Raw genomic sequence first — 22,796 nt, 5'->3', positions numbered from 1 at the left:
TAAGAAGGATGGATTAAGAATATGGTTGCCCGTCAAAATTCAGGCTATCTTTCTCCAGAAAAGTATCTGCAATTAGAGGAAACCAATTCGGTTAAACATGAATACAGGCAGGGCGATGTGTACGCAATGGCAGGGGCAAGTAATACTCACGTCTTGATTGCAGTAAATCTTGGTACGCTCTTAAGAAATCGTTTGCGTGGGAGCGGATGTTTGCCCTACCTTTCCGATACCAAAGTTCGGATTGAGACGATTAACACCTATTACTATCCAGATATTGCGGTTACTTGCGATCGTCGGGACAGAGAGTTTAGCAATTTCTTGCGCTATCCCTGTTTGATTGTGGAAGTTTTATCTGAGACAACAGAAGCATTCGATCGCGGGGACAAATTTGCAGATTACCGCAATTTAGAAACCCTGCAAGAATATGTCCTCATCAGCCAAACTCGCATCCAAGTCGATGTTTTTCGCCGCAACGAGTTCGGACAGTGGATTCTCTATCCGCATATAGCAGGAGATACAATTCATCTAGCTAGTATTGACTTTTCTTGTGCGATCGAGGATTTGTATGAAGATGTAGAGTTTTCTCCTGTTTCGTAATTGCAGGAAAGGCGAAAGCCTTTCGCCCTTCCTACAATCGCTATTCTTCTGATTTTTTACCCTTTCCTTTCTTCCCACCTCCCTCACTCTTCACTTTCCGCCAAGGTGCATAGGATTCATCGAGGCGTTTGAGGAAGGTTTCTTGTTCCGGTAGTGACCAATGGCGATCGACATCGGCAATCAGCGCGTCACATTCTGCTGGGGAAAGCTGCATCGAAATGCCTCGTTTATTTGTCCAAGTGCCGATTATTTCCTGAGTTGCATCTACTAAAGATGCGGTTTTTAAAGGATGTTCTAGGGCCGTATTTTTGGCTTTCAGCTTGTCATAAATTCCTTGTACCAATTCTAGGGAACTCGGCAGTTCGGCAATGCCGCCAAATACACCGAGAATTTGATTGTCCATGCGTCCGACGCGGCTGGAAACGGCACCGTAACGAGTTGTTAATAAAATGTTGCCGAAGGTGTAGCGCAGTTCGTCAGCGGTGACATCTTTGAGGGTGACAATATCGAGGAAGTGAACCCCAGGCTTGATGTATTCGCTGGTATTGAGGGCCGTCGAAGCGTTACCTTTTTCATCGCGCATCGTTCCGGTTTCAAAGATAGCATTGATGGTGCGATCGGCAATTAGTTCTGTCGAATGCAACACGCTAAAGGCATCCTCTGTCCACACCCTGCTTTTTTGCGCCCCTTCTCCACCCGCTGCGAAGCCGTAGAGGAAGCAATCAACGCACATTTCACAAGGTGCATTGGTATTGAGAGCACAAATTGCATCGTTTTTTGCAGTATAGAGAAGATTGTGCGATCGCAAAAACTCTCGTCCTTTCCGTCGTTCCGGTGCAACTTGTTTGCGTTTTGTCATCACCAACCGAGGAATTGATTCGGTATCTTCAATGCCAGCTTGCACGTATTCATTACACATCGGTTCGCCCGTTCCCTCTGTCCGAAAAATGGTTTCCGATTGCGTGGTACGAAGGACAACAATCCCGATGGTGCGGCCTTTGGGGAAGTTTTCGTAGCTAGGTGCGAGGAAGGGTTGCAATTTTGCGATCGACATTTTCAATTCTCCTAGTTGTTTGCAGATGTGGATTCAGATTCGGTTTTTGATTCAGTTTTTGATTCTTTCTGTGCTTCTTTAACAAAGAATAAGTAAGCAGCTTCAAGAGTTTTGCGATCGATCAATAAGCGGTCAGCCCGTTCATGATAAACTTCTTGAAAAAGCTTTCTCAGGACGTGATAGTAATTTTTAATTTGCTCCTCCCGCTCTTGACTGATTTGTGACTGTTTTAGAATTCTTGCCAAGCGAATGCGATACTCTTGGATGAGTGCAGCAAAAATAACATCCCAAGACATATGAGGTTTTCGGGATCTCACCGCTTGTAAGAAAGCGGTAAAAGGTTCTGTTTGGGAAGTACGTTTATACGAACTTCCCCGTAAGTTATACTGGGCGGCAATTTGTGCAGCTTCCATCATGTACTGTTTAATTACTTCGTGTTCTTCTGACATCAAACTCTCCAATAAAGTATTCAAAGGTTCTTTTATCCGAGACCAAACTGCCTCCAAATTGGGGTCATCTTGTTCCCGCAGCAGCCAGCGCAGCAGGACGTAATAGAAACTCAGGGGACGAGTTGCCGCCCGCGCCAAGTCATACAAACAGTCATCTTTTTTCTGAATACTTGCCACCGAAATTGCTAGCTTTCCGATACAGCGCAGCCGTTCTAAAACTTGCTCTGCCGTGACTGCAGTGCGCCGTTCTTCCTTGGATAAATGACCGTTTCGCCGATACTGGCCGCTGCCTAATAGTGGCTGCAAAGATGACGGAATTCCCTCAACTTTTCCGAAAAAATCCCAAGTTGGTTCGACTTCCAGATTGGCACCCAAAACAAAGGGAAAACCAAACTCAAATTCCAAACTCATTTCCAACGCCAATCTGAGCGATTTTAGCAACGCCACCGAGTTATTAACTTCTCCCCACAGCACGGGAATAGTCACTGTTGAGTTAATAAATTCAGGACGTTTTGGCAGTGCCCAGCCAACCATCTTATTGGATTGAAAAACTATCTCGTTTTCGCGGTAAAGTTTAATTTCGTCAACTGTTACTGTCCCATCTTCATTCTTGGCTGCGGTATTTCTCAGAAAATTTTGCCAAATTGTTCTGAGTTCAACACTCGATCCTTTTGGCAGGGCAAAGTGAAGATATAGCGGGTCTTGTTTGACAGAGTTCGGGAAATTTGCACCAACCGCCATCAACTGATAACCCAATGCCGATAAGTTATCTGCCCGCCGTTTGGGTTCAGCAATCATGCCGCCGGGAAGGCGATTGGAAAAAGCTTGGACTTTGGTTCCCGGTGGCATTTTTGGGGAACTCAATTCGCCGATTTGTAGCGAAGTCGTCCCCAAGGAACAGCGCTGGCGCGGGTTAGCTTCAATGTAGGCTGTGAGTTCGTTAAAGCCTTGCCAATTGGCTGGTGTGGAAAAGTTGAGCAGTTGTCGAACGGCATTTACCAATTCTTCAGATACGTCTACCTCTTCGGCTTTAGCGCGCAGTTGAAATGAGTCTTCTAAGGTGGCAAATACCTTTTCTAACTTCTGTTCGCGATCGCCCTCGATGGATTTGGCCGCAAACAAACAGCGTCCGTACTGCGCGTTAAACGGTTCCAATGCTGCCCGCTGTTCTGGGGATAATCCGACTTGCGTTGCAATTCGATCCCAAACCTCCTTGGGGCTGAGTTCGGCGGCCCGATAGCTGAGGTAAGCGGTTTTTAGTCCTTCTGAAATGGCAAATTCATCGGCATTGGAAACTGGATGCAAGCCGACAGCAGCGGCTGCGGTAACGGCATTTTCTCCAGCATCTCCGCCATATTTGTCAATATCCTTGGCGACTTTTTCGACTTTGTAACCGCTGGCTTTTTTTACCAGTAACTTATCTACTTCGTCTAAAGTTGCTTCGGGATTTTGTTGGATGGCTTGCGGGTCGATTTTGATGCCGTCTTTGGTGGCGTTCACGAGTTGTTCGACGTTGCTGCTAAAGACGCGATCGATCTTTTTTTGCCATTTTTGAGCAATGATTGGGCTTAAATCGCCGTCGGGAAAGGCTGCTCCGACAAAAATTTGACCGTTGGGATCGATCGCCAAAGTATGCAAATTGCGATCGTGCAAAACCTCTTCACAAGCTGACAGCAACAGTGAAGTTAAATAACCTCGGTCTTCGGAAAGAGTGACATGAAACAACTTACTGTCACGCTGCAATGCAACGGTTAACTCGGTTTCAACTTTGCGAATGCGCTTATTTTCCTCAATTCCTAAGTCAAATAAGTCGCCCCCAATCAACATCGCGGCCCAACGTTTAATATTGGGGTCTTCAGGCAAAAAACGCATTCCATCGCTGGCGCTGTGGCCAGAATGGCGTTCTATCAGGCGGCGGACGAGTTCGAGTTCGGACTCGGTTTGGGCGAATTGGGTAACGCAGGCGCGATCGAGTTGTTGTAGCAAAAAAGGGCGATCGCGTGCTAATGCTTTAACGTTCCGTTTATCATTTTTATCTGTCAGCTTATTCAAATCGTGAACGGCAGTCGCGGCCAGAATACAAGCGCGTTTGTCATCGGGAACTCCGGCAATTTTGCTAACCGTTAAAACGAACTGACAAGCCGAATCGAGGTGTTCGGCAAGGGTGCGTCCTTGGCGGGTGCCATACTGTGCGTGATTGGTATGCAGTTCGTACAGTTTCGGACGGATTTCCCTAAAGTAGCGGTGGTCTAAAGTTTGAGGTTCTTCGTCAAAAAGCGAATTTTTGATTGACATAATTTCGCCCTAATAAATTCATTGAATACGAAAAAGTTTAATCTCTTCTTTTTGTTTGGAGTAATTCTTCAATTTTCATACTTTGCATTATTCTGTTTCCTCTGGTTCAATGGGTTGATATTCCTGAATTGCACCCTGTCGAATAATCCACAATTTCCCAAAAACCTCTGCTTGCTGTAATCCGAGAATTAATGTTTCTATTGCTTCTCTCCACTCGGTAAAATTGGCACGAGGCGTTAGCCGAATTACAACAATTCCCGCATACTCAGATGGATTAAACCGCATTCGATTGCCAAAACCGCGATCGGCAGTAACTAAACATCTTTCCTCTTGATGGCAAACATTAATAAGTTCCACATCGGGTGCTGAAGTCAAACCTTCACTTACGACTGTTTCTACGTCATGCCCTGCCAAACGTAAAAAGGTGATAACGCGAACATCGACATTTTCATCTAGTTTTAGCTTCACGTTGCTGCTTCCTCCTTTTTTCCTAATGGAATTTCGGCATAATAATCTCGCGTTACTTCAGCAGCATAAGCAATACAAGCGAATACATCTTCTCTTTCTATGCTGGGATATGCTTCTAGAATTTCCTCAACAGCCATTCCTCCAGCTAGGTAGTCAAGGATTAGGGAAACCCAAATCCGATGGCCGCGAATACAAGGTTTTCCAAAACAGATATTTGGATCGATCGAAATTCGGGACAGTAGATTATCTCTAGTCATTGGTCTTCCTCCAGATTTCACGTAATTCCTTTAAACAAATCCACTGGTCATTTTTCTTAACCTCGATGTAGTCCCAACCATTAGCTGAACTGCCATTTAGTTTTTCTGCCAATGGACTCGGTTGATCGAAATCTTCTCCGTCGTAAACAATGGTTCCTCTGATAGAGATTTCCAGGCTATTGATATACTCACGACCTAACTTTTTTGCCACAGGCCGCTTCAGTTTGACTCGCACAGGCATTCCTCGCTTGGTGATACCGGCATCAAATAGTTGAGTTAGTTTGACACGGGAGTTGTCTGCTTTCTCCTCTGAAGTCTGACTGGCAAGTGCCAAATCGAGAGTTAACTGAGTCGGTGATGTCTCTGGCTGACTGGACTGCTGGCGAACTGGTACTTCGGGCTGTAACGTATTTGTCTTCAGGTATTGAGGCAGCCAGTCGAGAAACGAAGTCCTTAGCAGTTCAGGCATCTGAGAGATGTCGCTGTCGTTGAGATGAATATCCATAAGAAGTCTGTTGAGGTTGTTCCCATCGTGCCATCCTCTCCAGTGAAATGTCAAGTTGTTGCTGTAGCCTTATGATACGCGCCTTGCTGTAGCCTTGAGTTTGACGGGCGAGCAAAATCGTGTATCCTATATCTATGGAGAAAGGTTGCAGTTCAGTGCTGCACTGGTAGAAATACCTAAATACCTCTCAGGGATTGAAACGCTGTCGCCTTATGATGTCGGGCAAAACCCTTTCTCCTCAATCTTTTCAACATATCCACTACGCTGAATATCGCTGATATCAATGAAAAGGCGTATAGGCAAAACCTTTTTTGTTCATCCAAACTTGTGCGCCATGCGGAGATAAAACTCCCCTTCTAGATCGTCTTTACACTTCTCCAGAATGACTAAATTGTGCGTCCAACCAATTTCTGCAACCATTGGTTGCAGTTTTTCATTTTGACTGTACGTGGTGTAAAAGTTGCGCTATTCCAGATATTACGGGTCGAAAATCCACTAATACCTGGAAACTCAGCCTGTAAATCTTTTGCCAGTTGTTCGACTACTGATAAGGAAGTCGATCGGGAAGCTGCGAAGCAATTTCCTGAATTTCAGTCAGCTTTGGAGAAATTTGGAGCATAGTTAACCTTTGTTAGGTCTATGGTTTGTACTTGCACTATAATTATAGTGGCATCTAAAACCAAATTTGTCAAGTATATACTTATACTTTATTGATGATCCGCAAAAAAGAGACAATTACACTGTCAATTCCTGCCGGAACCAAAGAGCAGCTAGAGGCGATCGCCCTTCGCCTCGGTATCAAGTGGGGCAAAAGTCCCAGTGTATCTGGGTTATTGGTCGCGATCGCCCAACAAAAAATCGAAGTGGGCGAACCCTTTACCCTCAATTCAGTGCAGGTACAATCCTTGAACAAAGCCGTCAAATTCCTCAACGACTCTGGCGAAGTCGAAGCCGCCCAGATCGTCATGGCATTACTTTTGGACAAAGCCAATCTAGAAACCCCTTTCCGGCAAAAGTTGCTCGAACAAGTCAACCAAACTGCCGAAGCGTGGCGGCTTCGACTCAATCAACTGATTGACGATCGCCAACCGTTCAGGCTGTTTTACCAGTCAGGCAAAGACAAAGTGAGCGAATTTACTGCCCGCAGTGCCAAAATTCGCCTCTACGACAAGCGCCTGTACCTAGAAATCTGGTGCGACGATGCTGACTCCAGAGAAATCCCGGAATTAGCTCACAATCGGTGTTTGCGCTTAGACAAAATTGTTAACTTGTTACCTGCAAGTGAAAAATGGCGCGAAACCATAGACTATCTAGAATTACACTTACACTTTTTGAGAGGATTGGCTGGGAACTATGAATTCAAACCGGATGAAGATGTGGAAAATGAAATGGTGGGAGACGTGCGCCATGTAGTGAAGCGGGTATCCAGCCGATTCTGGCTGTTCCGAGAGGTGTTTCGGTACGGCAAAGACTGCGTGATTGTCTCGCCCCAGAATGTGCGCGATCGCTTCCAACAAGAACTGATCGACCTCTGCCGCCAGTACAACCTCGAAATCCGCGATTAGATCAAAAAAAAGCAGCCGGTAAAGGCTGCTTTGACAAAAAAACCGTTGTTGAGTTAGAGGAGAAAACTTTTAAATCGAATTCAAATTACCGCTGTTTCCACTCCTGCCTGAGTTTCCACTATTTTCATCTACCGCTGACTCACCTTGCCTTCAGAACAAAACTTCAAATCCCGATTAGAATGCTGCTGAAAGTTCGTTGACTACTTTCACTCGGCCTCTGAGCACCGCCCGCAGCAAGCGGTTGACACAGCCTCTGTCTTCGTCATTCAGAGAGTCATCGAAGGTGGCGGCCATCAAACCGTAGCGATCCGCCAGAGTCAAAACGCCTGTATCGGTTACAGAAGCGAGGATTTCAGAGATAGCGCCGGGGAGGAGTTGTACGGGGTGCATGGCAGTGCGGTTGAATTCGATATATTTATCATCTTCTGGTTTCCTCAAAAGATCGGTGATATTAATAAGGCCGCGAATGTGATTCTCTAGGGTGAAAGCAAGTGATCCGAGTAGAGTAAAGTTGTGACTTGGGTCACAGGGTCACAGGTGGCTGCAGGCAATTTCATCCCGCGCCGATTTTTGGGTAGGACGTGGGGCTGACGGCATTTCGCTAAAATGATCGTTAATCCCCCAACCAGTTTAATTTTTACCCCTGTACCGAAAATGCTTGATTTTCTCAATCCCATTTTGGGCCGCAAGCCCGATCGCATCAAAGCCAATGTGGAAATCTATACTTGGCAAACCTGTCCCTACTGCATCCGCGCCAAAACTTTGCTGTGGTGGAAAGGCGTAAATTTCACGGAATACAAAATTGATGGCGACGAAGCCGCTAGAAATGCAATGGCCGATCGCGCTAACGGACGCCGCAGCGTGCCCCAAATTTTCATTAATAACCAACACGTAGGCGGCTGCGATGACATTCACAAACTCGATGGAGATGGACAGTTAGATCCGCTGCTAGCTCAACCAGCAGTTTAAATTAGTGTAGGTTGGGTTTCCTTCCACCGGCTCAACCTACAAATTTACAAATCTTTGGCAAATTTACTTAGATTATCTTGCCGCCATTTAGCATCGGCGCGCCTTTCTGTTTGCAATTCTAAGACGCGAATCCCGCTATGTGGCAAAAAACTTAATTTTTGTTTGAACTGTTCCCAATCCTCAATTACCTCGTGTTCCACCCCATAAGTTGCACACAACTGAGCAAAATTTATCTGCTGCGGCGTGGCAAAAAACTCTTCAAAGGGCGGGTCAAATTTGGCAACCGGCAACATTTCAAAAATTCCGCCGCCGTTGTTATTAATTAATATGATTGTCAGATGACCGACAAATTTATTTTTAATTAAAAAACCGTTTGTATCGTGCAAAAGTGTTAAATCGCCTGTTAGCATGATGCTGCTTTGATTGCGGTGAGCAACTGCCAACGCTGTTGATAATGTGCCGTCTATCCCGTTAGCGCCGCGATTGACAAAAGGTTTTATTTCTAAGTTGTTTGGCTTCCAGAAAAACTCGACATCTCGCACGGGCATACTGTTGGCAATAAATATCGATGTTCCTGGTGGCAAAATTTGGGAAAGCAGCCAGGAAACTTTGGGCTCGATTATGTTGTTAATTGTGGATAGTTTTTGGTCTATTGTTTGTCTGACTTGGGTTTCGGTGTTACGCCAAAGTTGGAGGTATTCGTTTGAGGGAGAGGTGAGAACCCCCCCTAACCCCCCCTTGCTAAGGGGGGGGACTTGAGTTGACTCGCCCTTGGTCAGGGGGGGGATTTGATGGGAGATATTAGTGGTAGCAGTGGCTAGATCCCCCCCTAACCCCCCCTTAATAAGGGGGGGGACTTGAGTTAATATAGTTGCGAGATTAGTTGCGATATTTTCTGGGGAGGTTCGCAGGTGAATTGTTTTGCCGTGTAGGGGATCGAAATTGTGGTGGCTGGGGTCGATTATGTAGCGTTTTGGTTGGGTTTTGTCTAGCCAGTTTCGCAGTTCTTTGCTTGTGGGTAAGTCTCCGATTTGAATGGCGATTTCTGGGGTTAATTTATCTGCTAGTTCGCGGTTTCGCAGGATTAAATCGTAGGTGGAAATTAGATAAGGATTGAGTTGGGCGTAGTTTCTGACTGGGGATAGTCCTTCTGCTAAAACTGGCCAGTTTAATAATTGGGAAATTTGGCCGATCGCACTACAGTATTTTTCAGCAAATTGAGGCTGTGCAACGCCTGCAATAATAATCCCTTTGCTGCACTTTTGCCACTGTTGCACTGTACTTTCTTCTCCCCCCCTTGTTAAGGGGGGGCTGGGGGGGGTAGAGCTTTCTCCCGCGAAAATGGGTTCTAATCCTGCAAAGAAATCTTCGGGATTAAATTCTGTTTCTAAAGCTTCTACGGCTATGTCTGGAACGGGTACAAGCGGGTCGCGAAACGGGATGTTGAGGTGGACGGGGCCCGGTGTTGGAAATTGCGATCGCTCCCAAGCATACACGATCGTCTGCCGCAGATAGTCTAGCATTCCTCTGGACGCAGAAGGTATCGCTAATTCGGCTTGCCAGTTGGGATAATTGCCGTATATTTTCACTTGGTCGATCGCTTGTCCGGCGTGACAGTCCCGCAGTTCTGGAGGTCGATCGGCGGTGAATATTAGCAGCGGAATTCGACTTTCTCTGGCTTCAATTATCGCCGGATAAAAGTTTGCTGCGGCGGTTCCCGATGTGCAAATTAGTGCGGTTGGCAAATAGGATTTTTTGGCAATTCCTAATGCAAAAAAACTCGCTGAACGTTCGTCGAGTATGGGAATAGTTTCTAGTTTTTTGTTTTGAGCAAAGGCTATTGTTAGCGGTGCCGATCGCGAACCGGGACAAATCACGGCGGTAGTTAATCCCAACCGCTGCAAAGTTTCTGCTAATACGGAAGCCCAGACGGTATTTGTGTTGCGAAAATCTATTGGCATTGCTAAACCTGAGTAGCTCAACTCTGTATTGTGCTAGGATATTATACTCAAATAATTGTCAGGATACATTTTTATGATTCTTGAGGCGGTTGTGCTTAATGTCAAATCTGGCTGTGAGGGTGATTTTGAGATAGCTTTTAGAGAAGCCTCCAGTCTGATATCGTCTATAGATGGATATTTATCTCACGAACTTCATCGCTGCACAGAAGTTCAAGGAAAATATCTATTATTGGTAAGATGGGAAAATTTAGAAGCTCATACAATTAGATTTAGGAATTCCGCTGAATATCAAGAGTGGAAAAGAATGCTTCACCATTTTTACGATCCTTTTCCCATCGTAGAACATTTTGAGGAGGTGAAAATTAAACATTAACACAGACTCAATCAATTAACTTGACAACTCTAGATCCTGCAAATTAGCTTAATTATTAGACTAAAGCATTTAAAAGTGGTTGTAATTTGAGCTGAATTTCTGCTAGTTCTTTTTCTGGTTCCGAACCGGCAACAATACCAGCACCAGCATAAAGTATAGCCCGATCGCCGTCGATTAAAGCCGATCGAATGCCGACGGCAAATTCGCCGTTTCCCCTGCGATCGATCCAGCCGAGGGGTGCTGCGTACAAAGAGCGATCGCAGCTTTCGCAGCGGCGAATTTGTTCGAGGGCAATATCTCTCGGCACGCCCGCTACCGCTGGGGTTGGATGCAGTTGAGCTAAAATCTTTAATAAATGAATATCAGGGGGAATTTGAGCTGTTATAGGTGTCCACAAATGCTGAATGTTTGATAGTTGCAGCAGTCTGGGCACTGGGGAAAATTTGGGGGTTATGCCGAGTTTAGACAGGCGATCGACAATAAAGTCAATCACAACTTGATGTTCGCGAATATCCTTCTCACTCTCTAGCAATCCTTGGGCTAATTTCGCATCTCCCGCCTCAGTTTTTCCTCTCGGTGCTGAACCTGCTAAAGCATCTGTTAATAACTGATTGTTGTGAATGCTAATTAAGCGTTCTGGACTAGCACCGATAAAATTTTGTCCTTTGCCGTTACTGGTTGAAAATACATAGCAATCTGGATAGCTGAGGCGCAAGTTGTTTAATGAATCTATTAAACTGAAAGGGGTTTGAGAAATCACATTGATTGCTTGGGATAAAACAATTTTACTAAAATATTTAGAGGCGATCAATTCTAAAGCCGACTTGACTGATGTTTTAAATTGAGTTGCATCATTGACGGGGATTTGTTTCAAAGATATCGAACTGTCGATCGCAGTTGTTAGTTTATGGTATTTGCGAGATTCAATTTTATCAAAGGTTTGCCAAATATTCTCAGCAATATTTTTAACGTTTCTATCTTTTTCTATGATGGCATTTGCGACGAGAATGCAGCTATCTTTCTGTCTGGTAATTTGCCATTTTGGTAAAAATATGGTGGCGGGCGGAAAGTAAGAATTAGCGGCAATGTTCTCATCAAAAAAAGCAAAGCTACAAAAAAAGTGAGGCCCGCTAAATGGCAAGCGTTCCGCACCAATGGTAATTGTATTGGCAAGTGTTGAACGAATAAAGTTTTGAGCTGCCACAAATCGATCGGTTCCTGCTACGGTGAGATGGATTGCCGAATCAAGGGCGGCAATTGCAAAACTTTTGCCGGCAATGGGGTCTCTTTTTTCAAAGTAAAAGTGCCGCTGACAAGGTTCGGAAATCTCTTGCAGTACAGCTAGCGGATCGAGGGGATAAATTTCCTGAGAAATACTAACTATTTTTGTGCGATCTTTTTCGGTTAAAGACTGCTGGCAATTTAACAGAAACTGATGCAGTTGATTGCGGTCTTGCAAGAGATTAGCGCGGTGCGGTATTACTGTCATGAAAGCGAGAATAGCAGATTTGTCAGATAGAGTGTGGGTTTGTCCGGCTAAAACCCCTATTTCGATCTAAGCACGGGAGGGCGATCGCAAAACACGACCTTTTGAGTTTCCCTCCCTGTTTGGGCTCTGTTGGGGAAAAAAACCCCCGTCGGGCGATCGAGCGAAACATTTAGACACAAAACTTTAAGATCGATCGGCTAAAATTCGCAAAAGTCGATCGACCCCTGCAGAGGTTTACAGACGGGCTACTTGCGCTGTTTGAGTACCGCCACAGCCTCTGTGTGGATGCCCCCCGCGCACTCAACCCGATCGAGAGTAGACTTTGTTCACCAATAAAATTGTAAAATTACTACGCTGCTATCAATTGAATCAAGTTTGTGTGATGACAACAAAGTTAATTGAACGTTCAAATAGTAAATTGTGGCTGGCGGCAATCAAGCCGCCCATGTACAGCGTTGCGGTGATTCCTATTTCAGTAGGAACTGCAATTGCTTTTGCCGAAACTCAAACGATTAATTGGTCAATTTTTTCGACATTTTTAATTTCAGCCATTTTGATTATAGCATGGCTGAATCTCAGCAATGATGTATTTGACTCGGAAACAGGCATCGATAAAAACAAAGCGCATTCCCTAGTGAATTTAACCGGAAATAAAGCTTTAATTTTCTGGCTGGCTAACCTGTTTTTAGCAGTCGGAGTGTTGGGAATCTGCGCCATAAGCTGGTGGCAAAAAGACCCAACAGTAATTTTGCTAGTAGTTTTGTGCTGTGCTCTCGGCTACACTTATCAAGGGCCTCCGTTTCGTCTTGGCTATCAAGGTTTGGGAGAAATTATTTGCTTTTTCACCTTCGGGCCGCTAGCCTTCGCCGCTGCTTATTACAGTCAAACTCAAACTTGGTCTGCCACTAATTTTGCAGCGTCGGCAATCGTGGGAATTACTACGAGTATCATCTTATTTTGTTCTCACTTTCACCAAGTTGAGGACGATTTGGCGGCGGGTAAAAAATCCCCAATTGTTCGACTCGGTACGAAAAAAGGTGCCCAGTTGTTGCAGTGGTTGTGCGGCAGCATTTATGTTTTGACTGTGGTATTTGTGGCTTTGGGAATGTTCCCAATTTGGACGCTGTTGATTTTTGGGAGTTTGCCATTTGCGATCGACCTTTGCCGCCATGTCACAGACTATCACGACCAACCGGCAAAGGTCAGCAACTCTAAATTTATCGCAGTTACGCTGCATTTTTCGAGCGGATTGCTGCTGGCGTTGGGGTTTGTTTTGTAGATCGGGCGATCGAAAATTCCGGTAAATTGGAGGTATGGTTTGCTAAGTTGAGGGAGTTGGTGGAGTTGGCAGAGTTGGGCGACTTCTCAAAATCTTCTTTAATTCAGCAATCCGTACCTCACATTGAATCGTATAATTGTATATGGACAAATTTAATAATTATAACTTTCACTATTCCTTAACTGGCAACAAGAATCAGCCGACACTTTTATTTTTGCATGGATTCACGGGCAGCAGTCAAGACTTTAGCAGGGTGATTCCCTTACTTTCTAACAGTTATTGCTGCTTAGCAGTTGACCTTCCCGGCCACGGAAAAACCCAAGTCAACGGCGACAAAAGTTGCTACAATATGTCAAATACTGCCCAAGCATTAATCGAGTTATTAGATGATTTACAAATAGACAAATGTTTGTTATTGGGGTATTCAATGGGCGGGCGATTGGCACTTTACATGACATTACATTTTCCTGAAAGATTCGAGAAAGTAGTATTAGAGTCAGCTTCGCCGGGATTGAAGACAGAAAAAGAGCGATCGCACCGCCTGGAAGCAGATTTACAGCTAGCACAAAAGCTGGAAAACAGCAACATTAAAGATTTTTTATTCTACTGGTACGATCGCCCTTTATTCAAATCTTTAAAAAACTCTCCCAACTTCGACAAACTCATAGAAACCCGCTTAGCAAACAATCCTTTAGAGTTAGCCAAATCACTCCGCAATATGGGAACCGGCAACCAGCCCTCTCTCTGGGAAAAACTGGCACAAAATCAAATCCCCATCCTCTTGCTAGCGGGAGAATATGATGATAAATTTACAACTATAAATACCGAAATGGCCAGCTTGTGTCCGGCCGCGACTCTGGAAATTATACCAAAAGCAGGTCATAATATCCATTTTGAAAAAATCGATCAGTTTGGATCAGTTGTGAGAAAATTTTATGATTAGCTAAAAAATAAATGCTTTATCAATTCGAGTTTCGCACTTATCAGCGAAAATTTAATCGCCCACTGCAAACAAGCCACGGCATTTGGGATCTTCGCGAAGGAATTATCCTGCAACTTACTGACGAGAATGGTCAAATTGGTTGGGGAGAAATTGCTCCTTTGAGTTGGTTTGGTTCGGAAAGTTTTGAGCAAGCTTTAGATTTTTGTCACCAGTTGCCAGGTAATATTTCATCAGAGATGATTTTTGCTATTTCCGCTGAATTGCCGGCTTGTCAATTTGGCTTTGAGTCAGCACTATCAAACTCTAGATCCCCCCTAACCCCCCTTAATAAGGGGGGGACAAGAAATATTCTCAAAGTCCCCCTTATTAAGGGGGATTTAGGGGTATCTAGACTTCGCCTAAAATCGAGATTGATTGCTGGTTCAGTCTTAAGCAGTCACCAATGGAGAGAGGTTGGGAATGAGGAAGAAAAAAATCGGTTCAGCGGTTTATTGCCAGCAGGTGAAACAGCTTTGCAGGCTTTGCAAGTGCTTTGGTTAGAGGGATATCGGACGTTTAAATGGAAAATTGGTGTGGCTGCAATTGAACAAGAATTAAAGATTTTTCAGCAGCTAATCCAAGCAATGCACAATTTGTGCGATCGCGAAAAAGCATTTTTGCGCTTAGATGCCAACGGGGGACTCAGTTACTCGCAGGCTAAAACATGGCTGGAAGCTTGCGACAAGTTAAAAGCAACTCCCGATTTTTCTGCAGACATTGAATTTTTGGAACAGCCACTGCCCGTAACACAGTTTCAGGAAATGGTAGAATTGAATGCTATTTATGCAACTACGATCGCCCTTGATGAATCTGCAGCCAACCTCGATCGCATTCAAGAGTCCTACAGCCAAGGCTGGCGGGGAATTTTCGTCATTAAACCTGCGATTGCTGGTTCCCCATCTCAACTGCAAAAATTTTGTCAAACTCACAATATAGACGCTGTTTTCTCATCAGTATTTGAAACCAAAATCGGCAGACAAGCAGCATTAAATTTAGCAACACAATTGTCTTTAAATAAGAGAGCATTAGGCTTCGGCACCGATTGCTGGTTCGACGACAATGATTCGATTTTAGATTTTAGATTTTAGATTACTCCCACAACTAAATCAAGGGGGTTAGGTAATTGTTTTTAATCGAGAAACTTGGTGAAAGCATCTATGGCAACAAATCTAACAGTAAATATCCTGGATATCGCGGATCGCTTGTCGGATAATTGGCTTATCGGTTGTGATAGTCGCGAATTTGCCCGAATTGTCGATCGGCTATTTCAACAATTCACCCAAAATCAACCACAGCAAACACCGCAGACAATTTTTCTAGCAGAAGCAGAACCCGTACAATTTCTTGCTAGTTTCATCAGCGCTTGTGCCGCAAAATGCCAGATTTTTCTCTGCAATCCCAACTGGGTAAAATCAGAATGGCAACAAGTTTTTGATTTAGTCCAACCCGACATAATTTTCGGGCAAAATGCACTGGAAAATCTCAAGAAAATGCAATTAATCTCACATCTTGCACCATTCTCAATAAGTCTTTTAGGGTCGGGCAAGATGCCCAACCCCTACTCCCCACAATCAAATTCACTCCTTGTGGAACAGGCATCTTGCCTGTTCTTGAGAATGGTGCAAGATTTCAGATTAAGCGCATCTCCAACGGACCCAAATAAAAACCCTCACCAATTACCAATTACCAATTACCCATTACCATCAATCATGATTCCCACCGGTGGTTCTTCAGGAAAAATCCGTTTTGCCATGCACACTTGGGAAACACTAACGGCATCAGTGCAAGGTTTTCAACAATATTTTCAAGTTGAAAAAATCAACTCTTTCTGCGTTTTGCCATTATACCACGTCAGCGGTTTAATGCAATTCATGCGTTCCTTTACTACCGGAGGAAAACTCGCTATTCAGCCATTTAAAAAATTAGAAAATGGTAACAAAAGCGATATCGAACCCGAAGAATTTTTCATTTCTTTAGTTCCAACTCAACTGCAACGGCTGCTGCCAAACCCAGATACAGCTAATTGGCTGGGACGGTTTCGGGCCGTACTTTTGGGTGGTGCTCCCGCTTGGCCGGAACTTTTAGAAACAGCTAGAAACTATCAAATCAAATTAGCGCCAAGTTACGGTATGACCGAAACTGCCTCGCAAATTGCTACACTAAAACCCCAAGATTTTCTCGCTGGCAATAACAGTTCAGGTAAAATTTTACCTCACGCTAAAATAACTATTCGCAGTGTAAAGGGCGATATTTTGTGCGATAATCAAATCGGAAATATTACGGTAAATGCTAAATCTTTGGCGTTGGGTTATTATCCTAAAAATTTTGGCAATAGCGAATATTTCCAATTAGACGATTTGGGATTTTTTGATAAAAATAACTACTTAAATATCGTCGGACGCAGCAGCGACAAAATTATCACAGGCGGAGAAAATGTATTTCCGGCGGAAGTTGAAGCCGTTGTGCGATCGACTAATTTAGTTGCGGATGTTGCTGTAATTGGCTTGCCAGACAAAGATTGGGGTCAAGTCGTTACGGCTATCTATGTTCCCGCTAATTCCGAAGTCACTGTCAAAAATCTGCAAGCGGCAATAGAAGATAAGTTGAGCAAGTTTAAGAGGCCGAAATTTTGGGTAATCGTCGAAGAATTGCCGCGCAATTCTCAAGGCAAAGTCAATCGAGAACAATTGCAAGAAATTGCGATCAAATATCAATAATTATTAGGCGCAATCAATGCAGAAGGCAGAATTTCTCATGCTTATTTCCGACTCCTGACAACAGTCAACAGTCAACAGTCAACAGCCAACTGACTAATTACGCCAAACCTAACAGCTTTCTCGTCCTCTCTGCTTCTTGCTTTTGAACGTCCACAAACTTCAACATTCGGTAAAGTACCTCTATTTGCGGCAACTTAATACCTGCTTGCTTCGCCATTCGTATCGGATTACCAAAAATCGCCTCAACTTCCAGGGGCCGCGATTCATCATAATCGATTTTCATGCTGGTGCGGTAAGGCTTCATTTTCTGAGTATGTTCGAGCATCTGTGGGATAAAGTCATCGGGAATAATGCGATCGCAACTTTTGGCTCCCGCTACCACTTCCCCCATCATTTCCTTGACTAAAATCAGAGTATCGGGATTAGCCATCAGTTCATCAGTTCTCGCATCCAACACTACAGACAGCCCGTTATAAGGAATATTCCAAACCAGCTTTTTCCACCTTGATAATAGCAAATCTTCGCTCATTTTAATAGGAATATTAGCACGTTTAAAATCCCCAGCAATTTGGTGCATTCTATTAGTAATACCGATTGGTTTGTATTCTTGAGCATATTCTCCCAGCGTGATAGTGCCGTAATCTAGGTGGCAGATGTGACCTGGCCCAACTTTATAAGAACAGAGAAAACACAGCCCGCCAACCACTCGTTCTGCACCGACAATTTTAGCTACTTCTGGTTCCGTATTCAATCCGTTTTGCAATACTAAAACCGCGCCGTTATCCTTTAATAAAGGAGGCAAAATTTTGGGCAACAAGTGATTTTGAGTTGTTTTCAGCGCTACAATTACTACGTCGCACTGAGGCATTTTGTGCGCGTCGTGGTAGGCGCGGACGTGGGGGAGGATGAAGTCGCCTTCAGGAGACTCGACAATCAAACCGTGTTTTTTGACCCGATCGTAGTCGCTGCGTAGCAAAAAATTGACTTCTAAACCTGCTTGTTGCAGTCTAGCACCATAGAATCCCCCTAAAGCTCCCGTGCCGACAATGGCATAATTGCGATTTGGCATAATATCAAAAACTCAGAAATAATGATCGACTAAACTGAAATTTTACTGTCATTCCCTGCTATTATTTAAAGATAGAACTAATCGGAAATCTCAGATATCAAATTTCTTCATCCACTGCATCAATTCTTCAGATAGCTGTTTTCTAGTTCGGCTAACTGCATTGATGCAGACGTGCTTAGTAAGACCTTTCGCCGCGCTTCTTCCTGCAACTTCCTCAGAAAATACTTGATAGGCAATTTCAAATTCATCGCCAGCAACTTGTTTGGGCGTCAATTGAATCGTCAGCCGATCGCCCGCAAACATTGGGCGATAAAAATCTACACTAGCATGAATTATGGGAAAGGCAACCTCGGGATTGCTGAAAAATGCTTTGAGATTGATTCCAGATGCTGCTAGAGATGCCTCGTAAGCTTCGTGGCACATCGCCAAAACGTTAGCAAAGTAAACGACTCCAGCAGCATCGGTATCTTGAAAGCGAACAGTGCGGGTGTAAGTGAAAGGCATTTGAGGTAGTAACGGCGATCGCAATTTGGATCGAAATTTTACCAACCATCATATCGGTAAACCCGCACCTTTGGAGAAGTTATGAGCTAAGTAAGTAGGCACTAATTTTTTCTCTTGTAAAACTCGCCCTCCTCACTCCTCCCCCTTCTTTCTTAACCTTTGTTCTTAATCAACATCACGTCTATAATCTTGAGGGCAATATCTTCGGAAAGCCCCAATGCACTGTAAAGATCGTTCAAAAGTTGTTCTTCTTCTTCGGAAACCTCGCCATCTGCTAAAGCGATATCAGTTGTGACAGCAAAAACTGTTTCTTTAAGTTCGTCGGGAAGCGTTGCCAAAGCAGCATTAAACAGTACCTCAACTCCTTGCCGTTGCAGAATCATCAGCAGGCGATCGAGCATTTTTCTCATCACGTCATCGGGATAGCTGCGGAACAGTTGCATCCGAGATAGCGTCATGCTAATCGCTTTGCTTTCGCTGTCATTGATGTAACCGTCGGCTGCTACGGCAATTAGCGCGATCGCCGCAAATGCTTCGGCAGGCCCTAACGTTACTTCCGTTTCTTGGCGAGTCTGGGATACTCTATCAAATAAACCCATGATATTTTCCTCATTATTTAGTAGTGGATTCATGGAGTCAGGATCGGCTCTGGCTCGGGAGGTTTGTTTGGGGATTTCGACAATTATATCAAATTTTGTTAGTTATTTGTTATCAATAAAATTATGAAAAAATTAAGAATTTTTATTTCGCCGTCGGCGCTGGAATGGCTGGTTGATTCATATCCTGAATTACCTTCCCATATCTCAGGTAAAACCCGCCCTCCCAGCGCCGCCGCTCTACTTGTCAGAAATGGCTAAATCTGCTTTCAGGAAATCAACAAACTGCCGCGCAGTCCTGCCCGATCGCCCGTTGCGGCGAGTTGCCCATTCTTTAGCGCGGTGTTCCAAATCATCGGGAGCGAGTTTAATTCCAGCAAGTTCTGCCAGATGTCGGACAATTGTTAAATAAGTGTTTTGATCGGCCGGTTCAAAAGTTAAAGTCAAGCCAAATCGATCGCTAAATGAAAGTTTTTCCTGCACAGTATCCCAAGCGTGAACCTCGTCTCCATCGCGGGGGCGAGGCCTGTCGTCAAAAAACTCTCGAATTAAATGCCTGCGGTTAGATGTGGCGTAAACTACTACATTTTGAGAGCGGGCAGTGACATTTCCTTCCAAGACAACTTTCAGAGCTTTAAAAGCATCGTCATCTTCCTCAAAAGAAAGGTCATCCACAAAAATAATAAACTTTTGAGGAACTCCCCGCAACTGCTCGACAATTAGCGGCAAATCTTGCAAATCCGATTTAGATACTTCAATCAAGCGCAGATTGCGAGATCCAAACTCATTTAATAGCGACTTCACCAAAGAAGACTTACCGGAACCGCGGCTCCCGTACAGCAATACGTGCAAAGCCGGATAACCTGCTAGCAAAAACTCCGTATTTTTCACCAGAGCATCCCGCTGCCAATCGCAGCAAACCAACTCTTTTAAAGTTATGCGATCGGGATGTGAAATACTCGCAAACTGCCCTCCCCGCCACGCAAAAGCGCGATATTCGGCAAACAAACCCGTGCCAAACTGTCGGTAATAAACGGCTAAAGATTCCGCAGCGCTCGACCATTTTTCCAGTTTTCCGTGCAGAGGCAAATCTCCCTGTTCTGCTACAGTTTCTGAATGCCAAATCGGAGGCACTGCGTCAAGTTGACCCGCTACCCGCACCCACTTGCTCAACTGTTCGCTGCTGCATTCGTAAATATTTTGCAGCACTTGTAAATCATGTCGGGCTGCCTCCACCAACGCGGGGGGCAAACTTGCAAAATCTGTTTGCTGTGCTCGGCGAGAAAAGGGGTTTTCGTCTTTGAGAATTTCGGCGATCAGAGAATCTTTCCAGCTCAGATTTTTAGCAGCCTGAACTTTGAACCAGTTCCCGTAAGCTACCTGACATTCCAAACCGCTGACTTCGCTGTGGTGGAGGGCTTGCAGCAAATCGAGAAAAGCTTGACCTGCGGGGCTTTTGAGAACTGATTGGTACAGCAGCAGAGATGCCGCTTGGCGCTGGAGGTAACGGATTTGGGCGATCGCACCAGAAGTTAGGGCTGACATAATGGCAATTGTATAACAGTTACATATCCTGACTGGCTTTAATAAATTTTCTAACAATTTGTGACCGCAATTGCAGGTCTCGCTGTATAAATTTAGATGCAAAGAGTGAAATCGGGAGGATTAAAAATGAATTTAGGGACATCAGCGGCGATCGGCTACGGCATTTTAACACTGGTTGGCGGCATCATGGGTTATATCAAGGCCAAAAGCCAAGCCTCGCTCATTTCGGGCTTGATTAGCGGTTCGCTGCTAATTTTTGCCGGCACCGCACAACTCATGGGACAAAGTTGGGGTTTAACATTAGCAGCAGCCATCTCCGCTGTTTTAGTAATAGTTTTTATTGTGCGCCTTGTTAAAACTCAAAAATTCATGCCGGCAGGAATGCTAATTTTAGCTAGCTTAGCGTCTTTGGGCGCGATCGTTTACGAACTCAGCGGTCAATATCAATAGTCAGTCAATTTTAGATTTTAGATTTTAGATTTTAGATTAATTCCACAGCCTTTACTGGGAGCTTGAACTAAAGTCTAATTTTTTTATTTTCATGACTTATACTAATTTTGAAAATTCAGTATGGACACGGCAATGCCCTGTCTGGTAATTCGATTTTAGATTTTAGATTTTAGATTTTAGATTTTAGATTTTAGATTGACTCCCCAACCTTGAGTGGTAGGTTGAACTCAAGTCTAATATTTTTATTTTCATGACTTATACCACTTCTGACAAGTACGCGAGTAGGGACACAGCAATGCCGTGTCCGCTGTGGGGATATGCGACTTTTAATAATTGGTATAATTATCAGATTCTGCGGTTAAAACCGCCACTACATTTGCCTATCTTCCGAGCGAGCGAGAAACTAAATAATCAAGGAATATTAAAGGCGGATTTGGTATCAGCCTGCATTACCAATTACTAATTACTAAGCGCTAAGGTGGGTCGCTGCGCACCCTAAATATAGAGGTTCTGCGTAAGAACTGTTTGGGTAAATTCAGCAATTAGGAGTCATTAGTTAGCAGTTAAAACATCAATTACCGCTTATTAAATATCCATGACTAATGACCAATGACTAATGATTGATGACTGCATCAATATATTGCTGAACTTCCATGAGTTGCTGCCGTTGGTATTCCCTCCAATCTTTTTCCGCAGCTCGCTGTTGGGCTGTTTCTTGCTGGTACCGCGCCTGCTTCTCTAAAAAATCATTGTAGAACCTCATCGCTTTTTCAACAGTTTGAATTGCCAGTCTCATGCGCTCCTCAAAAATTTCTAAAATCAAATTATCCATGATTGACCCAATCACTTTACAAGATGCTTCAAAATCTAGCAAACTGATTCCCATCTTGCTTTTGTGAACCAGAGTTTCTACAGGCTCTTTCAGCGTTTCTTTAAAAGTCTTCATATAAGAAGGCGGCAAATATTTCAGTGGCTCCGTAAACTTCGAGACAATCTCTCCGCCTAGGGATTGCACTCGCTCTCTAAATCTCGATTGACTCTTAAGGTCGAAGCATTCAATACAAAATTCAATTTTTTCTATATCAATAGATTGTAATTCTTTAAAAATTAAATTTAGTTCATTTTCCACAATCAAAATCACTCGTTCTGCCTGGGAATCAACTTCATTTCGCAACTCTTTGTGCAAATTATCTTTCTCAAAAAAACCGATAATATCTTTTTGAAATAGTTGATGGTTTTTATCCCACAAAAACCACTGATTTTTTAACTTTGTTGTCTTGTCGATCCACGATTGGCGAACTTTAACAACAGCATCATATTTGCCCTGTTTTCCTAAACTGCGAATTCTCACATCGCATCCGCTTAGTTCGCCAATTTGCTCCCAGACATCAACAGGAGATGCTCCAGCAATTCTCGGCTTGCTATTCCAGACATCCTCAGCCTGAGATACATCTTTGAAACATACCTGAAGTAACCCCTTGAGTCTGATGGCAGATTGCTTAATTTCCTCAATACAAGGTTCCACATCTAAACTGAGTTGGGTAGCTGACTGTTTAATCTCCACGGATTGATATTCGTCTGCCAACAATCGATCGCTAAACTGGGTAATAGCCTGGAATGCCTTGAGATACTCATTCATTTCCTTTCATCTCTCGTTTCCCTAAACAGCATA

Annotated in this window: 23 protein-coding genes; 9 read left to right on the top strand and 14 right to left on the bottom strand. The window is 44.0% G+C overall.

The genetic code is table 11. The annotated features are described in order from the left end of the window. Positions 1-21: 21 nt before the first annotated feature. Positions 22-597 carry a Uma2 family endonuclease gene (locus tag QUB30_RS21630; protein ID WP_333337304.1) on the top strand — a complete coding sequence of 192 codons (576 nt, stop codon included), beginning with the start codon at positions 22-24 and terminating at the stop codon, positions 595-597. Between the two features lie 40 nt (positions 598-637). Here QUB30_RS21630 and cas7d read toward each other — a convergent pair whose 3' ends face one another. The 6 genes from cas7d to QUB30_RS33935 all read right to left on the bottom strand — a co-directional run bounded on the left by cas7d (position 638) and on the right by QUB30_RS33935 (position 6,045). Continuing rightward, complete coding sequence (gene cas7d, locus QUB30_RS21625) at positions 638-1,651, bottom strand: type I-D CRISPR-associated protein Cas7/Csc2 (RefSeq protein ID WP_333337301.1); 1,014 nt, start codon at positions 1,649-1,651, stop codon at positions 638-640. Positions 1,652-1,662: 11 nt separating this feature from the next. Next, positions 1,663-4,395, bottom strand: a complete 2,733-nt coding sequence (locus QUB30_RS21620) for a CRISPR-associated protein Csc3 (RefSeq protein WP_333337299.1) — start codon at positions 4,393-4,395, stop codon at positions 1,663-1,665. An 87-nt stretch (positions 4,396-4,482) separates the two neighbouring features. Continuing rightward, a complete protein-coding gene (locus tag QUB30_RS21615) occupies positions 4,483-4,863 on the bottom strand; it encodes a DUF5615 family PIN-like protein (protein ID WP_333337297.1) in 381 nt (126 codons plus the stop codon). Next, positions 4,860-5,120, bottom strand: coding sequence for a DUF433 domain-containing protein (locus QUB30_RS21610; RefSeq protein ID WP_333080731.1), 261 nt, complete (start codon positions 5,118-5,120; stop codon positions 4,860-4,862). Before QUB30_RS21610 ends, QUB30_RS21615 begins: the two co-directional genes overlap by 4 nt. Further along, the gene (locus QUB30_RS21605; protein ID WP_333080730.1) at positions 5,113-5,625 is read right to left on the bottom strand and encodes a hypothetical protein; all 513 of its coding nucleotides are present in this window, start codon (positions 5,623-5,625) and stop codon (positions 5,113-5,115) included. The genes QUB30_RS21610 and QUB30_RS21605 overlap by 8 nt, the downstream gene beginning before the upstream one ends. A gap of 315 nt (positions 5,626-5,940) precedes the next feature. Beyond that, positions 5,941-6,045 carry a hypothetical protein gene (locus QUB30_RS33935; RefSeq protein ID WP_445300528.1) on the bottom strand — a complete coding sequence of 35 codons (105 nt, stop codon included), beginning with the start codon at positions 6,043-6,045 and terminating at the stop codon, positions 5,941-5,943. 293 nt (positions 6,046-6,338) lie between these two features. Between QUB30_RS33935 and QUB30_RS21595 the strand changes: the two genes are divergently transcribed. Next, positions 6,339-7,190 (top strand): WYL domain-containing protein, encoded by an 852-nt coding sequence (locus QUB30_RS21595; RefSeq protein ID WP_333337294.1) that lies wholly within the window; start codon positions 6,339-6,341, stop codon positions 7,188-7,190. Between the two features lie 174 nt (positions 7,191-7,364). Here QUB30_RS21595 and QUB30_RS21590 read toward each other — a convergent pair whose 3' ends face one another. After that, positions 7,365-7,580, bottom strand: coding sequence for a hypothetical protein (locus tag QUB30_RS21590; protein WP_190731630.1), 216 nt, complete (start codon positions 7,578-7,580; stop codon positions 7,365-7,367). A 264-nt stretch (positions 7,581-7,844) separates the two neighbouring features. Here QUB30_RS21590 and grxC point away from each other — a divergent pair, with 264 nt between their 5' ends. After that, complete coding sequence (gene grxC, locus QUB30_RS21585) at positions 7,845-8,159, top strand: glutaredoxin 3 (RefSeq protein WP_333337350.1); 315 nt, start codon at positions 7,845-7,847, stop codon at positions 8,157-8,159. A gap of 44 nt (positions 8,160-8,203) precedes the next feature. Here the strand turns inward: grxC and menD are convergent, their stop codons facing one another. Beyond that, the gene (gene menD, locus QUB30_RS21580) at positions 8,204-10,120 is read right to left on the bottom strand and encodes a 2-succinyl-5-enolpyruvyl-6-hydroxy-3-cyclohexene-1-carboxylic-acid synthase (protein WP_333337292.1); all 1,917 of its coding nucleotides are present in this window, start codon (positions 10,118-10,120) and stop codon (positions 8,204-8,206) included. Between the two features lie 73 nt (positions 10,121-10,193). Between menD and QUB30_RS21575 the strand changes: the two genes are divergently transcribed. Then, on the top strand, positions 10,194-10,493 hold the full coding sequence (locus QUB30_RS21575; protein ID WP_332980051.1) for an antibiotic biosynthesis monooxygenase family protein: 300 nt from the start codon (positions 10,194-10,196) through the stop codon (positions 10,491-10,493). 55 nt (positions 10,494-10,548) lie between these two features. On the opposite strand, the gene QUB30_RS21570 is transcribed toward QUB30_RS21575, so the two are convergent. Further along, on the bottom strand, positions 10,549-11,982 hold the full coding sequence (locus QUB30_RS21570) for an isochorismate synthase (RefSeq protein ID WP_333337290.1): 1,434 nt from the start codon (positions 11,980-11,982) through the stop codon (positions 10,549-10,551). A 382-nt stretch (positions 11,983-12,364) separates the two neighbouring features. Between QUB30_RS21570 and menA the strand changes: the two genes are divergently transcribed. The 4 genes from menA (at position 12,365) to QUB30_RS21550 (ending at position 16,960) form a co-directional block, all read left to right on the top strand. Next, positions 12,365-13,261, top strand: coding sequence for a 2-carboxy-1,4-naphthoquinone phytyltransferase (gene menA / locus QUB30_RS21565; RefSeq protein WP_333337288.1), 897 nt, complete (start codon positions 12,365-12,367; stop codon positions 13,259-13,261). A 142-nt stretch (positions 13,262-13,403) separates the two neighbouring features. Further along, on the top strand, positions 13,404-14,204 hold the full coding sequence (menH, locus tag QUB30_RS21560) for a 2-succinyl-6-hydroxy-2,4-cyclohexadiene-1-carboxylate synthase (RefSeq protein ID WP_333337286.1): 801 nt from the start codon (positions 13,404-13,406) through the stop codon (positions 14,202-14,204). A gap of 11 nt (positions 14,205-14,215) precedes the next feature. Further along, positions 14,216-15,331 carry an o-succinylbenzoate synthase gene (locus QUB30_RS21555; protein ID WP_333337284.1) on the top strand — a complete coding sequence of 372 codons (1,116 nt, stop codon included), beginning with the start codon at positions 14,216-14,218 and terminating at the stop codon, positions 15,329-15,331. A gap of 69 nt (positions 15,332-15,400) precedes the next feature. Beyond that, the gene (locus QUB30_RS21550) at positions 15,401-16,960 is read left to right on the top strand and encodes a 2-succinylbenzoate--CoA ligase (RefSeq protein ID WP_333337281.1); all 1,560 of its coding nucleotides are present in this window, start codon (positions 15,401-15,403) and stop codon (positions 16,958-16,960) included. 97 nt (positions 16,961-17,057) lie between these two features. On the opposite strand, the gene QUB30_RS21545 is transcribed toward QUB30_RS21550, so the two are convergent. The 4 genes from QUB30_RS21545 to QUB30_RS21530 form a co-directional block, all read right to left on the bottom strand. Next, positions 17,058-18,029, bottom strand: a complete 972-nt coding sequence (locus QUB30_RS21545; RefSeq protein ID WP_333337280.1) for a putative 2-dehydropantoate 2-reductase — start codon at positions 18,027-18,029, stop codon at positions 17,058-17,060. Positions 18,030-18,119: 90 nt separating this feature from the next. Beyond that, positions 18,120-18,578, bottom strand: coding sequence for an acyl-CoA thioesterase (locus QUB30_RS21540; RefSeq protein ID WP_445300527.1), 459 nt, complete (start codon positions 18,576-18,578; stop codon positions 18,120-18,122). Positions 18,579-18,685: 107 nt separating this feature from the next. Continuing rightward, complete coding sequence (locus QUB30_RS21535) at positions 18,686-19,132, bottom strand: tellurite resistance TerB family protein (RefSeq protein WP_333337347.1); 447 nt, start codon at positions 19,130-19,132, stop codon at positions 18,686-18,688. Positions 19,133-19,369: 237 nt separating this feature from the next. Beyond that, positions 19,370-20,674, bottom strand: a complete 1,305-nt coding sequence (locus tag QUB30_RS21530; RefSeq protein ID WP_333337278.1) for an ATP-binding protein — start codon at positions 20,672-20,674, stop codon at positions 19,370-19,372. Positions 20,675-20,800: 126 nt separating this feature from the next. Between QUB30_RS21530 and QUB30_RS21525 the strand changes: the two genes are divergently transcribed. Further along, the gene (locus QUB30_RS21525) at positions 20,801-21,124 is read left to right on the top strand and encodes a TMEM14 family protein (protein WP_333337276.1); all 324 of its coding nucleotides are present in this window, start codon (positions 20,801-20,803) and stop codon (positions 21,122-21,124) included. A 613-nt stretch (positions 21,125-21,737) separates the two neighbouring features. Here the strand turns inward: QUB30_RS21525 and QUB30_RS21520 are convergent. After that, positions 21,738-22,763: a hypothetical protein gene (locus QUB30_RS21520; RefSeq protein ID WP_333337274.1), complete on the bottom strand. Its 1,026-nt coding sequence runs from the start codon at positions 22,761-22,763 to the stop codon at positions 21,738-21,740. Positions 22,764-22,796: the final 33 nt, after the last annotated feature.

This window comes from Microcoleus sp. BROC3 (genome assembly GCF_036702515.1).
GTDB lineage: Bacteria > Cyanobacteriota > Cyanobacteriia > Cyanobacteriales > Microcoleaceae > Microcoleus.
The sequence above is the reverse complement of the archived record's forward strand: the minus strand, read 5'-3'. Positions and strand labels throughout refer to the sequence as shown.

Bases quoted from the DNA above. Each gene is read 5' to 3' on its own strand.
- QUB30_RS21630 (WP_333337304.1), top strand. From the start codon at position 22: ATGGTTGCCCGTCAAAATTCAGGCTATCTTTCTCCAGAAAAGTATCTG.
- cas7d (WP_333337301.1), bottom strand. From the start codon at position 1,651: ATGTCGATCGCAAAATTGCAACCCTTCCTCGCACCTAGCTACGAAAAC.
- QUB30_RS21620 (WP_333337299.1), bottom strand. From the start codon at position 4,395: ATGTCAATCAAAAATTCGCTTTTTGACGAAGAACCTCAAACTTTAGAC.
- QUB30_RS21610 (WP_333080731.1), bottom strand. From the start codon at position 5,120: ATGACTAGAGATAATCTACTGTCCCGAATTTCGATCGATCCAAATATC.
- QUB30_RS21605 (WP_333080730.1), bottom strand. From the start codon at position 5,625: ATGGATATTCATCTCAACGACAGCGACATCTCTCAGATGCCTGAACTG.
- QUB30_RS33935 (WP_445300528.1), bottom strand. From the start codon at position 6,045: ATGGTTGCAGAAATTGGTTGGACGCACAATTTAGTCATTCTGGAGAAG.
- QUB30_RS21595 (WP_333337294.1), top strand. From the start codon at position 6,339: ATGATCCGCAAAAAAGAGACAATTACACTGTCAATTCCTGCCGGAACC.
- QUB30_RS21590 (WP_190731630.1), bottom strand. From the start codon at position 7,580: ATGCACCCCGTACAACTCCTCCCCGGCGCTATCTCTGAAATCCTCGCT.
- grxC (WP_333337350.1), top strand. From the start codon at position 7,845: ATGCTTGATTTTCTCAATCCCATTTTGGGCCGCAAGCCCGATCGCATC.
- menD (WP_333337292.1), bottom strand. From the start codon at position 10,120: ATGCCAATAGATTTTCGCAACACAAATACCGTCTGGGCTTCCGTATTA.
- QUB30_RS21575 (WP_332980051.1), top strand. From the start codon at position 10,194: ATGATTCTTGAGGCGGTTGTGCTTAATGTCAAATCTGGCTGTGAGGGT.
- QUB30_RS21570 (WP_333337290.1), bottom strand. From the start codon at position 11,982: ATGACAGTAATACCGCACCGCGCTAATCTCTTGCAAGACCGCAATCAA.
- menA (WP_333337288.1), top strand. From the start codon at position 12,365: ATGACAACAAAGTTAATTGAACGTTCAAATAGTAAATTGTGGCTGGCG.
- menH (WP_333337286.1), top strand. From the start codon at position 13,404: ATGGACAAATTTAATAATTATAACTTTCACTATTCCTTAACTGGCAAC.
- QUB30_RS21555 (WP_333337284.1), top strand. From the start codon at position 14,216: ATGCTTTATCAATTCGAGTTTCGCACTTATCAGCGAAAATTTAATCGC.
- QUB30_RS21550 (WP_333337281.1), top strand. From the start codon at position 15,401: ATGGCAACAAATCTAACAGTAAATATCCTGGATATCGCGGATCGCTTG.
- QUB30_RS21545 (WP_333337280.1), bottom strand. From the start codon at position 18,029: ATGCCAAATCGCAATTATGCCATTGTCGGCACGGGAGCTTTAGGGGGA.
- QUB30_RS21535 (WP_333337347.1), bottom strand. From the start codon at position 19,132: ATGGGTTTATTTGATAGAGTATCCCAGACTCGCCAAGAAACGGAAGTA.
- QUB30_RS21530 (WP_333337278.1), bottom strand. From the start codon at position 20,674: ATGTCAGCCCTAACTTCTGGTGCGATCGCCCAAATCCGTTACCTCCAG.
- QUB30_RS21525 (WP_333337276.1), top strand. From the start codon at position 20,801: ATGAATTTAGGGACATCAGCGGCGATCGGCTACGGCATTTTAACACTG.
- QUB30_RS21520 (WP_333337274.1), bottom strand. From the start codon at position 22,763: ATGAATGAGTATCTCAAGGCATTCCAGGCTATTACCCAGTTTAGCGAT.